We start from the raw sequence: 11961 nt of genomic DNA on the forward strand, positions 1-11961 counted from the left end.
TCACCCTCCTTCAATGGGTTGGAAGGTGACGATGGCATCCCCTTCGCTCAGGACCTGCGCGGCCCGCCCCGTACGCGGCACAAACTGGCTGTTCAATGCGGTCGCCACGGCGTGCGGACTGAGACCCTGCAAATCCAACCACTGCGCCAGCGTGCGTGCGGTGGTGGTCTGCGCAATGCCGTTTACGACCACGCCAATGGGCCCGGCCTCGACAAGGTTCGCACTCACAGCAAGCCCCCCGCCAGCGCCTCTTCTACCATCGCCGGCGCCACCAGCCAGCCGTGGCGGTACAGGCCGTTGATGCGGGTAATGCCCTTCCCGCGCGACAGCAGCGGCAGGTTGTCCGGCAAGGCGGGGCGCAGGTTGGTCTCGGAGTGCACGACGCGTGCCTCGGCCAGTTCAGGGATCACGCTGTGTGCAGCGCTCAACAACTCCAGCGTGCTGCGCAGCGACACCGGCGAGCGGTCTTCACTTTCGATCTCGCTGGCCCCCACCACCAGCATGTCGTCGGGGCGGGGCACGATGTAGACGGTGTGCCGCGGATGCATCAGGCGCACCGCGCGGCCGAGCTTGACGCCCGGCGCATGCAGCCAGAACACCTCACCCCGCACGCCGCGCACCGGCAACTGCGGGCGGGCGCCTATGCCCCGCACATCAAACACGTGGTCAAAGCGCAGGCTCTCGCAGCCGTGCGTGGCCCCTTTGAGCGGCCGCAATTGCAGCTCGCCCGGCAACACCGCTTCCACCACAGTCTTCCAGTGCCAGTGCGTGCCCTGGCGCGTGCACTGCGCGGCTAGGGCTTGCATGGCTTGCACGGTGTGGATATGGCCCTCGCAAGGCAGCAGCCAACTCAAAGCCGGGCCGTGGATGGATGGCTCCAGCTCCGCCAGTCGCCCGGCATCCAACAACTCGGGTTGGTAGGGCGCCCCAGCTTTCGACTGCAACAAGCTGACCACACGCTGCGCCGCACCGGCATCGCCGCGGTGGGCCAGCAGCAGACTGCCGTGCAGGCTCAGGTCCACCGGCTCGCCCAGGCCATGCACGATGGACGGCCACAGGTAACAGGATCGCAGGCCCCACGCAAACACCCGCTCATCCGCACACTCCAGCTCGGCCACGGGGCTGAGCATGCCGGCCGCCGTCCAAGCTGCGGCAGCGCTGTCCGACTCGGTTTTGGGGCCGGGGCCCTTGGCCGGGTCGAACACGTCCACGCGGTGCCCCGCTCGGCTGAGCTCCAGCGCCAACAAGCGCCCCAACAAACCCGCACCCGCAATACCAATATGCATTTTGGTTCTCCGTTCGCTTCGCCCGGTGGGTCAGCCCTTGCTGATGGGGATATAGATCTCGCTGCCGGACTTTTTGAAAGTGTCTGACATGGATTGCATGCCGTCGTTCAATGCCTGCTCGTCGGTAACGCCTTTATTTTTTGCGTATTCGCGCACTTCCTGCGTGATTTTCATCGAGCAGAACTTGGGGCCGCACATCGAGCAGAAATGGGCAACCTTGGACGAGTCTTTGGGCAACGTCTCGTCATGGAAGTTGCGCGCGGTGTCCGGGTCCAGCGACAGGTTGAACTGGTCCATCCAGCGGAATTCAAACCGCGCTTTGGACAAGGCATCATCCCGCGCCCGCACGCCCGGGTGGCCCTTGGCCACATCGGCCACGTGGGCGGCAATCTTGTAGGTGATGATGCCGACCTTCACGTCTTCGCGGTCCGGCAGGCCCAGGTGTTCCTTGGGCGTCACGTAGCACAGCATCGCCGTGCCAAACCAGCCAATCATCGCCGCGCCAATACCGCTGGTGATGTGGTCGTAGCCCGGTGCGATGTCGGTGGTCAGTGGCCCGAGCGTGTAAAAAGGCGCCTCGTCGCAGTGCTTCAGCTGCTCGGTCATGTTCGCTTGCACCATGTGTATGGGTACGTGGCCCGGTCCTTCGATCATGACCTGAACGTCCTGCTGCCAGGCCTTCTTGGTCAGCTCACCCAGCGTGCGCAGCTCGGCAAACTGGGCCTCGTCGTTCGCATCGGCGCCGCTGCCGGGACGCAGGCCATCGCCCAGCGAGTAGCTGACGTCGTAGGCCTTCAGTATCTCCGTCATCTCATCGAAGTGCGTGTAGATGAAATTCTCTTTGTGGTGGGCAATGCACCACTTGGCCATGATGGAGCCACCACGCGACACGATGCCGGTCACGCGGTTGGCGGTCAGGTGGATAAAGGCCAGGCGCACACCGGCGTGCACGGTGAAGTAGTCCACGCCTTGCTCGGCCTGCTCGATCAGCGTGTCGCGGAAGATTTCCCACGTCAGGTCTTCGGCCACGCCGCCGACCTTCTCCAGCGCCTGGTAGATCGGTACGGTGCCGATGGGCACGGGCGAGTTGCGCACAATCCAGTCGCGTGTGGTGTGGATGTTTTTGCCGGTGGACAAATCCATGACCGTGTCTGCGCCCCAGCGGATGGACCAGACCAGTTTTTCAACCTCTTCTTCAATGCTGGACGTGACGGCCGAGTTGCCGATATTGGCGTTGATCTTGACCAGAAAATTGCGGCCAATGGCCATCGGCTCCAACTCGGTGTGGTTGATGTTTGCCGGGATGATGGCGCGGCCACGTGCCACCTCGCTGCGCACAAACTCGGGCGTCATGATTTTGGGGATGCTGGCGCCAAAGCTATTGCCCGCCAAACGCGCCTCGCGCTCGGCATTGCCCAGGTACTGCTCCATCCATTCGAGCTTCTGGTTCTCGCGGATGGCCACGTATTCCATCTCGGGGGTGATGATGCCTTTGCGCGCATAGTGCATCTGGGACACATTGGCGCCGCTGCGGGCGCGGCGCGGCTGGCGCTGCAGGCCAGCAGCCTGGGCGCGCAACGCGGCCAGCGCGTCGGTCTCGCCATTCTTCAGACCATCGTCCAATGCAAAGGGCTTGCGGCCTTCATACAACTCGGTATCACCCCGACCCTCAATCCAGCTCTGGCGTACCAGCGGCAAGCCTTGGCGCACATCAATGTTGGCCGCGGGGTCGGTATACGGACCGGAAGTGTCGTACACCGTGACCGCCTCGCCATTGCTCTGCATGATTTCGCGCATCGGCACGCGGATATCCGGGCGGCTGCCGGGCAGATAGCGTTTGGTGGAAGCAGGAAGCGGCTCGCGGGTGAGGCTGATGAACTGGGCTAATTTGTCGGGTGCGTTCACTGGAATGTCTCCTGAGGTATTCACCCGAAGACAACAAGAAAACACCAGCCCCGCAAACCCTGAAAAGATGCAGCCCGAACGGCGCTCGGCCATTGGCTACTCTGCACTTCTTACGCTGGTATGAACCAGATCAAGTTCACGGGTTTGGAATCCATCTCAGCGCAACCACTGCGCACCCCGGGCAGGGCGGAGTGTACGACAGAGCGAATACGAGCACTTTGTTATGCCTCTCGCATTGTGTCCCTAACGTGCATCGAGATGGCCTCCCGAAGTTCGTGCACCTCCCGCGCCAACCGTTCAGGGGTGAATGCGGACCAAACATAGACAGGAGTTTCTTTTGACAATCGCCTGGTTGCGATTTCTATCGTTGGCAAGCCGTTGTAGCGATACGCGACAACATGTCCGCCTTTGCCGTCCAATAGAGACAATGAAATGAGCCGGTCATACAGTGTTTCATCATCTGCGGTCGGGGAGTCGGTCATCAGTCGCTCCCAGTACCCATGCATCCATTCTCCCCAATGTCCACGAAGGAGGAATGTCTCCAAGCCTTCCAGCATCTCCGGATTGCGAATACGGATTTCAACGCCCTTCAAAAGCTCAATCAGGTTACACGGATGCCGCCCGGGAACAAGGAGATACCGGACTTTTTCGACCTGCACCCAGATGTCTGCAACTGCGAAGACATAGGCTTCGCTATGTGCGCCGAATCGGTGCGTGAATGCGCTCGATTCCTTTTTATTGACGTCAAACTCAATTGCGAAACCAGGAAAACCCAGCGAGAAAACCTGTACATCTTCTTCCATCAAACACCGCTCATGACTGCGTCCATCGCCGCAACAATGTCATTCGCATGTTCCCGCACTGAAACAACCTTGCTTTTGAGATGCCGCTTGTCCAGCGGAGCAGCCTCGAAAGGCACCATCATCAGGCTTTGACCTTTAACAACCAGCACTGGGCACAGGCGGCGCGGCAAACTGGTTGCGGGGAGCGATGTCGTCGCCAATGGCACCACCATGCGGGTAGCCAGCGCCTTGAGTAGGTCGCTTTGGATATCGACCACAAACGGGTAACTGTCCCGCATGCGGGGACTGGGGTTGGGGTAGACGTCGTACTGCATTACCAGACGCGCAGATCGTCACACCACAACCCGTTTTTCTCAAAGCGAACGTTCTGCTCTTCAATCCATGCTTTGTGGGTTTGGTTGAAGGCCTTTTGCCGAGCACTCAGTGTCTTGTTTTTTTCGGCAGACTTCAGCGCTTCAAATTGCTGAACCGATAAGATGACGCTGTCGATCCGCCCATCTTTCTCCACGAAGACCGGCTCGGTCTTGGCCTGGGCGCAGATGTAGCCAAAACGATTTTTGGCTTCGGTTGCGGTAACTTGCATGGCATCAACTCCAGAAACAGCGGTTAGCCATTTTAGCCATTAACAATGCAACAAGCGTCGCCCAACCGCAATTCATGTCAATTCGTGGCGTCCGTGGCCAGCCAAAAACCTGGGTGACGATTGAGAGATGCGTCAGCTTCGCTCTGAATTCAGTTTGCCAGTGGGGCACCGCACGCCATACGACAACGCGATGAAAACAGGCCCTAACAGACCAGTAAACGGGCGAATTGGCAACGTCAACTGAAGAGCCCGGATTGACAATACGCCAACGCCAGACGACAGCTTGCAGAACGCTGTGACGGCGGGCTCAACGACGACCCGCACCATAGGCCAATAGTTGCGAAACTGCGCAATCACCATGAAGAATAGGACTTCAAGACCCACTGCATCCGCAAGCAGGAGCAGCGCGCGAATCTCCGGGTTCAAAATGACGAGAAGCACGACTGCTAGCGCGCCCGCGCCGAGATAGGATTTCCAGGACCGTTTAATTTTCATGGCGGTAAAGTGGTGAAGTAGTTTTCGCAAACTCGTGGGTAACTAATCGTCATGGATGAACGGGTGCAAGTGGTTTCGCAATCCGTCGCAAAGCCAACAACTGCCAGAGCGAAAGAACAAACGTAGCAACCAACAGCGCAATCGACATCGGTTGCACAAACGCCTCACTCCCCGCCAGAATAAATCCGGCGTGGGTGGCGCAGGTCAGAAAACCCAGAGCTGCCAACAACTTGTAGAAGAACATCCCTGTGCGTATATTAACCACCACCCGACTATTCGCATAGAGCACCAGCGCAATGATGGGAATATTCAGCAGCAAATTTATCTGGTTGCCTCCGGGGATCAGAAACAGCTCCCACTCATGCCAGAACGCGGCGTCTATCTGGTGTGTGATCAGCACCGTGGCATTGGCCAGGAAGATCCATTGCAGGCGGGTGGTGTAGGTCACGGTATTGGCGGCCTGAACCGCTTCTCCTTGTCATACGGAAAGACATCGTGCACGTGCCCCGCCTGGATGCGGTCCTTGTGGGCCTGCCAGAACGAGGCTTCCAGCAAGTCGGCGTGGTGTTTCATGAAGATGCTGCGCACAGCGGGGTTACCCAGCAAGAAGGGGCCAAAGGTTTCGGGGAACACATCCTTGGGGCCTACGCTGTACCAGACCTCGCCGGACATCTCGTCCTCTTCGTTGCGCGGCTCGGGCACATTGCGGAAGTTGCAGTCGGTGATGTATTCAATCTCGTCATAGTCGTAAAACACGACCTTGCCGTGGCGGGTGATGCCAAAGTTCTTCCACAGCATGTCGCCGGGAAAAATGTTCGCGGCAACCAGATCCTTGATGGCGTTGCCGTACTCGACGACACCGCGTTCAATCTGCTCACGCGCGCGGACTGCGGCCGGGCTTTGGTTGTTGGCATCCGCGCCACCCGCATCAAACGCCTCTTGCAGGTAGATGTTCAGTGGAATCATGCGCCGCTCGATGTAGACGTGCTTGATGATGACCTCCACCGTGCCATCACCATCTCGGTCGCTGATCTCCAGCTGGCTGGGCGCAAATTTCTGGATCTCGGCAATCAGCTCGTCGCTAAACCGGTCGCGCGGAAACCCGACCTCGCTGTATTCCAGCGTATCGGCCATGCGGCCCACGCGGTCGTGCTGCTTGACCAGTAAATATTTGCCCTTGATCTGCTCGCGGGTCGTGTCCTTTTGGGGCGGGTAATAGTCTTTAATGACCTTGAACACGTAAGGAAACGATGGCAGGTCAAACACCAGCATGACCATGCCCTTGATGCCGGGCGCGATGCGGAACTTGTCAGTGCTGTGGCGTTGATGGGCCAGCAGGTCGCGGTAGAACAGGGTCTTGCCCTGCTTGGCCAGGCCCAGTGCGTTGTAGATTTCGTTGCGCGGTTTGCGCGGCATCATGCTGCGCAAAAACTGCACATAGGCGGATGGGATCTCCATGTCCACCATGAAGTAGGCACGCGCAAAGCTGAACAGCATCAGGAGGTCGTCCTCGCCAAACAGTGCCGCATCTATGACCAGTTTGGAGCGCTGTGCATGGGTATCTTCAGCGGCGTCACCAGCTGCATTGCGGTCGTCTGCCGTGCGAGCAGCAGCGGGCTTCTTCGTGTGCAATATGGGTAGCGCAAACGGAAACTCGTTGAAGCCGTTGATCAGTTTCCCAACGATGTAACAACCCTTGTTGCGAAAGAACAGCCCGGTCAGCACCTGGATCTGGAAGTTGGCGCGCAGCTTGGCGTCCGCCAGGCGCTCCATCATGGCCTGCTGCACCAGGCCGCAGTAGTGCTCCAGATTGTCAAAGGGGCGCTGCAGGTCAAAGTCTTGGACCATGGCCACCAGCACGCTGGTCATGGTGTCACGGGTGGGGTAGTAAGACCGGTAGGTGGGGCGCTTTTCCGACTCATCGTTTTCGATGTACTCGGTGCTGACGGCCGGGCGCACGAAGATGAAATCGTTTTGGAAATAACTGCGGTGCAGGATCTTGGTGGTAACCGAGTTGAAGAAGGTCTCTGCCAACTCGGGCTGGTGGTGGTTGACCAAGAGGCCGATGTAGTGCAGCTTGATCTGCTGCCAGATGTCCATGGGCTGGTCCCCAGCCTTGAACTCCCGCTCCAGCCGCCGGGAGCATTCTGTGACCCGCAGATCGTAGAACTCGATACGTTCACGCTGCGCCCGCTGCTGGCCGTGCCAGTCGGCGGTCTCAAAGCGGTGCTTGGCGCGGGCCGACTCGGTGCGGAACAGCTGGTAGTGGCGGTTGAAGCCGTCCATCATCGCCTTGGCGATGTCATAAGCAATGGAAGAGTCCAGGCGCGCAGGAAACATATTGCTCACTTTTTAATAGCTGTATGAGCAAGGCGCACGGGGGCTAGAGCCTAGTTTCCTTTGCACATGCCTACTCGTGGCGGGCGATCAGGCGCACGCCCGACAGTGCCTGGCGGTACAGCGCGTCCAGGTCGTCCGTACCGCTCACCGTCATGTGCAGGTCTTGCAACAGGCCGTCCTGCAGGCCGTAGACCCAGCCGTGCAGGGTCACACCCTGGCCGCGCGCCCAAGCGTCCTGCACTACGGTGCTCTGTGCCACATTGACGACCTGCTCGATGACATTGAGTTCGCATAGCGCGTCCGCTCGGCCATGCTCGGGCAGTGCCTCTAGCAAATGGCGGTGGCGGTCGCGCACATCCTGGATGTGGCGCAGCCAGTTGTCCGCCAGGCCGACCCGTGCGCCCTCCAGCGCGGCGCGCACGCCGGCGCAGCCGTAGTGGCCGACCACCATGATGTGCTCCACCTTGAGCAGGTCGATGGCGAACTGGATCGTGGACAGCGCGTTCAGGTCGGAATGCACGACCACATTGGCCACGTTGCGGTGCACGAAGACCTCACCCGGCTCCAGACCCGTGATCTGGTTGGCGGGCACACGGCTGTCGGAGCACCCTATCCACATGTACTTGGGCTTTTGCTGGGATTTGAGGCTGGTGAAAAAGCCAGGGCGCTCGGCCTCCATGCGGGCGGCCCACGCGCGGTTGTGGGCAAAGAGGTCGGTGAGTTTGTCTGCCATCGAGCTTATTTCCTGTTGAGTGAATTGCGAACGTTCCAGTCCAGCAGGCCGTAGCGGGCCCGCTCCTGTTGGTCATCTAACGCGTTGAACTGGCAGTGAGCCACCGATGCGGCATCGGCCGCCGCAGGTGCCGCGCTGCAAGCGAAAGAATTCTTGTTCCCCAACTGCCACAGGCCCTGGGCATTGCGCACCTCGCCGGTGAAGAACATGGCGCGCGGAGCCTCCAGCGGGTTCGAGCCCTGTGGTGCGCGCAGCAGGTTGCGCCCGGCATTGACGTAAGGGCCATCGACGCCGACCAGGGGCAGCAGGGTATTGAACATATCCCGGTGGCTGGCCGGTAAAGCCTGCTGCGGGCCGCAGGCCAGCCCTTCGCCCCAGATCACAAAGGGCACCTGGCGCTGCAGGTAGCGGCGGGAGGGGTCGGCATACAGGCCAAACGAGCGCACATTGTGGTCACCCGTGGCCGCGACGATGGTGTTGCCTTTGAGCGGCCCTTTTTGCACATCCTGCACGAAGCCGCCCAGCAGGTCGGTGGCGTAGTGGTAGGTATCCAGGTTCAGAAGCAGCGTGTCGGACGTGGTCTCGCCTTTCCACAACGCCATGTCGCGCGGCACACGCTGGTAGTCAGCCGGCAGGTCGTAGGGGGGGTGGTTGGTGCTGGTCAGCACGAACACAAAGATGGGTTTGTCGGCGGGCTGGGCGGCCAGGCGTTTGGCCAGGTACTTAAAGACATAGCTGTCCCACACACCCCAGATGCCCAGGTTGGCGTCGGGGTACTGTTCCTTCAGGGTGTTGGCATCCACCACTTCGTCAAAACCCTGCACGGCCAAGACGCGGTTCAGGTCGCGCCAGCCAGAGCGTGCCGATGTGACAAACAGGGTCTGGTAGCCAGCATCCCTGACCACTTTGGGAATAGCCCAGGGAATCGGCTTGCGCCCGACATCGCCCATCGTCAAAGGCGTGATCGGGGTAGAGAACAGAATGGCCTCCAGCGAGGGGTGTGTGCCGGGCTGGGCCGAATCGAAATTGCTGAAATGGCAGGCTTTGTCCAGCGTGGGCGCCATACGGCCCAGCACGTCGAACTTGGGGGATTGGTAGAGCAGCGGCTCGGCGCTCCAAGACTCCATCAGGAAGAAGATGAGGTTTTTCTTCGGGCTATCCGCAGGCAGTGCTTCGTGGGCGGTGAGTGCGGCTCTGACTTCCGCTTCGCTGTTATGCGGCATGCCCAGCACCTGGGCAGCGGCCAGTGGTGAATCAAATCCCATGGCCTTGAGCCCGGCCAGCGGGTTCTGCAGGTTTTGTGATTCGCCCCGGCTGTCCCACGCGTATTTCAGGGCGATGGGGCCGTTGGGCACCATGTCGTTCAGGAATTGGGAGGTGGTGACGGTCAGGTGCTGGCGCTGCAAGGCCATCTGGCGCAACGTGCCCTTGCCAGCGAAGGCCAGCGCGACAAACAGCACAGCCACCAGCAACATCTGGACGGCGGCGGAACGGGCTTGCAGTGCGGTATCAGGCTTGATCCGCGCCACCAACCAGCGGCGGAGCACCACGGCAACAACGGTCAACAGCACCGCCAGAAGCAGCGTCCACACCACCGGAAAGTCATGCCAGATGGTCTGCAGTACGGCGGTGGTGTCGTCTTCCACCAGGCCAAACACCAATGAATCGATCGGTGTTTTGTAGAAACCAAAGTAATGCAGGTTGACCAGGGACAGCATCACGTAGAAGAACGCAACACCCGCAGCAACCCGCGCGTTCAGCTTGGCGGACACCCAGGGCAACGCCACCAACAGCAGCAAAAAGACTGCGACGGCGCTGACCTTCAGATCAAAGCGAAAGCCCTGCAAAAGTACCGTGACAAGGTCGGCGTTGCTCGCCTGGTAACCCGTAGGCCAAAAATACGCCAGCTGCCCCATGCGGATCGCGGACAGCACCAGCACCAAAGGCAACACCAACACCCATGCCCGCAGCAGGCCACGCAGGGTGCCATGCAGAAGAGTTTTCAGTGTTCGTGCGATGCTGGGATTCATCAAGGCGAGATGGTCAATGTGGGCTATGCTCCACCCAGGCCGCCACATGCAATGGGCGACGGTGGTGGGTTACAGACTACATTGTCTCAGCGAACAGCTCTCGGCCAATCAGCATGCGGCGAATCTCCGATGTGCCGGCACCGATTTCGTACAGCTTGGCATCACGCCACAGGCGGCCCAGTGGGTATTCGTTGATGTAGCCATTGCCGCCAAAGATCTGCACGCCCTCGCCGGCCATCCAGGTTGCCTTCTCGGCAGTCCACAAAATGACGGAGGCGCAGTCCTTGCGGACCTGGCGTACGTGCTCCACGCCCAGCAAATCCAGGTTCTTGGCCACGGTGTAGGCAAAGGCGCGGCCGGCCTGCAGCACGGTGTACATGTCGGCGACCTTGCCCTGGATCAACTGGAATTCGCCAATGCTCTGGCCAAACTGCTTGCGGTCGTGGATGTAGGGGATGACGTTGTCCATCACCGACTGCATGATGCCCAGCGGGCCACCCGTCAGCACGGCGCGCTCGTAGTCCAGCCCGCTCATCAGCACTTTGGCGCCACCGTTCACGCTGCCCAGCACGTTGGCGTGGGGAACTTCGACGTTGTTGAACACCAGCTCGCCGGTGTGGCTGCCGCGCATGCCCAGCTTGTCCAGCTTCTGCGCGATGCTGAAACCGGGCATGCCCTTCTCGATCAGGAAGGCGGTGACGCCGCGCGCACCCAGTTCGGGCTCTGATTTTGCGTAGACCACCAGCGTGTCGGCGTCGGGGCCATTGGTGATCCACATCTTGTTGCCGTTGAGCAGGTAGTAGCCACCCTTGTCTTCAGCCTTGAGCTTCATGCTCAGCACGTCGGATCCAGCGCCGGGCTCGCTCATGGCCAAAGCGCCCACGTGCTCGCCGCTGATCAGCTTCGGCAGGTATTTGGCGCGCTGTGCATCTGTGCCGTTGCGCTTGATTTGGTTGACGCACAGGTTGCTGTGGGCGCCGTAGCTCAAGCCCACTGAGGCCGACGCGCGGGAGATTTCTTCCATCGCAATCATGTGGGCCAGGTAGCCCATGTTGGCGCCGCCGTACTCCTCACCCACGGTGATGCCCAGGACGCCCAGGTCGCCCATCTTGCGCCACAGGTCCATCGGGAACTGGTCGGTCTTATCGATCTCGGCCGCGCGGGGGGCGATCTCGGCTTGGGCAAATTCGCGCACGGCATCGCGCAGCGCGTCAATGTCTTCGCCGAGTTGGAAGTTCAGGCCGGGTAGGTTGTTCATGGTGTTGTCTCCTGTTGCTCTATATGGTTTGGGTAGCGATGGGGGGTCAGACCTTGACCTTCTTGGCGGTCGGTTTGGCGGCAGGCTTGGTAGCCTTGGCCAGCAGGGCGCGGGCTTCTTTTTCGTGGACCTTCAGTTCGTCCAGGTTGGCCTGCAGGTCGGTCATCTGCGATTCCAGCTGCAAGCGGTGGGCGGCCAGCACGTCCAGGAACTTCTGCAGTTGCGCACCGGTGTCGCGCGGGCTGTCGTACATCTGGATGATGTCCTTGGCCTCCGTCAGCGACAGGCCCAGGCGCTTGGCGCGCAGCGTCAGCTTGAGCCGCGTGCGGTCACGCCCGCTGTAGACGCGCGAACGGCCACCGGGCCCAACCCGCTTGGGCTCCAGCAGGCCCAGATCTTCGTAAAACCGGATGGCGCGGGTGGTCAGATCGAACTCGCGCGCCAGATCGCCAATGCTGTAGGTTGTGCTCATGGATCCTGAGTGAACAAGGGCGACAGTGCCGTCAAAAGACGCCGCCTAGAATGCCC

13 protein-coding genes and 1 riboswitch are annotated in these 11961 nt (G+C 60.4%); all 13 genes read right to left on the reverse strand.

Annotation, left to right across the window (positions count from 1 at the left end; genetic code table 11):
- Entirely contained in the window at window positions 1-228 is a 228-nt protein-coding gene (gene thiS, locus AC097P_RS00185; protein ID WP_479608363.1) for a sulfur carrier protein ThiS, read from the reverse strand.
- Window positions 225-1286, reverse strand: a complete 1062-nt coding sequence (locus tag AC097P_RS00190) for an FAD-dependent oxidoreductase (RefSeq protein ID WP_479608364.1) — start codon at window positions 1284-1286, stop codon at window positions 225-227. Before AC097P_RS00190 ends, thiS begins: the two co-directional genes overlap by 4 nt.
- A gap of 30 nt (window positions 1287-1316) precedes the next feature.
- Window positions 1317-3191, reverse strand: a complete 1875-nt coding sequence (gene thiC, locus AC097P_RS00195; RefSeq protein ID WP_479608365.1) for a phosphomethylpyrimidine synthase ThiC — start codon at window positions 3189-3191, stop codon at window positions 1317-1319.
- Window positions 3192-3280: 89 nt separating this feature from the next.
- A riboswitch (TPP riboswitch) is annotated at window positions 3281-3381 on the reverse strand.
- A 31-nt stretch (window positions 3382-3412) separates the two neighbouring features.
- The gene (locus AC097P_RS00200) at window positions 3413-3994 is read right to left on the reverse strand and encodes a hypothetical protein (protein WP_479608366.1); all 582 of its coding nucleotides are present in this window, start codon (window positions 3992-3994) and stop codon (window positions 3413-3415) included.
- A complete protein-coding gene (locus tag AC097P_RS00205) occupies window positions 3994-4308 on the reverse strand; it encodes a CcdB family protein (protein ID WP_479608367.1) in 315 nt (104 codons plus the stop codon). The genes AC097P_RS00200 and AC097P_RS00205 overlap by 1 nt, the downstream gene beginning before the upstream one ends.
- On the reverse strand, window positions 4308-4577 hold the full coding sequence (locus tag AC097P_RS00210; RefSeq protein ID WP_479608368.1) for a type II toxin-antitoxin system Phd/YefM family antitoxin: 270 nt from the start codon (window positions 4575-4577) through the stop codon (window positions 4308-4310). Before AC097P_RS00210 ends, AC097P_RS00205 begins: the two co-directional genes overlap by 1 nt.
- 132 nt (window positions 4578-4709) lie before the next feature.
- Window positions 4710-5072 carry a hypothetical protein gene (locus AC097P_RS00215; protein WP_479608369.1) on the reverse strand — a complete coding sequence of 121 codons (363 nt, stop codon included), beginning with the start codon at window positions 5070-5072 and terminating at the stop codon, window positions 4710-4712.
- Between the two features lie 49 nt (window positions 5073-5121).
- Entirely contained in the window at window positions 5122-5520 is a 399-nt protein-coding gene (locus AC097P_RS00220) for a DUF6713 family protein (RefSeq protein WP_479608370.1), read from the reverse strand.
- Window positions 5517-7412: a bifunctional isocitrate dehydrogenase kinase/phosphatase gene (gene aceK, locus AC097P_RS00225; RefSeq protein WP_479608371.1), complete on the reverse strand. Its 1896-nt coding sequence runs from the start codon at window positions 7410-7412 to the stop codon at window positions 5517-5519. Before aceK ends, AC097P_RS00220 begins: the two co-directional genes overlap by 4 nt.
- Window positions 7413-7482: 70 nt before the next feature.
- Window positions 7483-8145 carry a carbonate dehydratase gene (gene can / locus AC097P_RS00230; RefSeq protein WP_479608372.1) on the reverse strand — a complete coding sequence of 221 codons (663 nt, stop codon included), beginning with the start codon at window positions 8143-8145 and terminating at the stop codon, window positions 7483-7485.
- 5 nt (window positions 8146-8150) lie between these two features.
- Entirely contained in the window at window positions 8151-10175 is a 2025-nt protein-coding gene (locus AC097P_RS00235; protein WP_479608373.1) for an LTA synthase family protein, read from the reverse strand.
- Window positions 10176-10251: 76 nt separating this feature from the next.
- Window positions 10252-11433, reverse strand: coding sequence for an isovaleryl-CoA dehydrogenase (locus AC097P_RS00240; protein WP_479608374.1), 1182 nt, complete (start codon window positions 11431-11433; stop codon window positions 10252-10254).
- Between the two features lie 46 nt (window positions 11434-11479).
- Window positions 11480-11905 (reverse strand): MerR family transcriptional regulator, encoded by a 426-nt coding sequence (locus tag AC097P_RS00245; protein ID WP_479608375.1) that lies wholly within the window; start codon window positions 11903-11905, stop codon window positions 11480-11482.
- Window positions 11906-11961 lie beyond the last annotated feature (56 nt).

The sequence above is a fragment of the Rhodoferax sp. ZS1R8 genome (assembly GCF_056521325.1).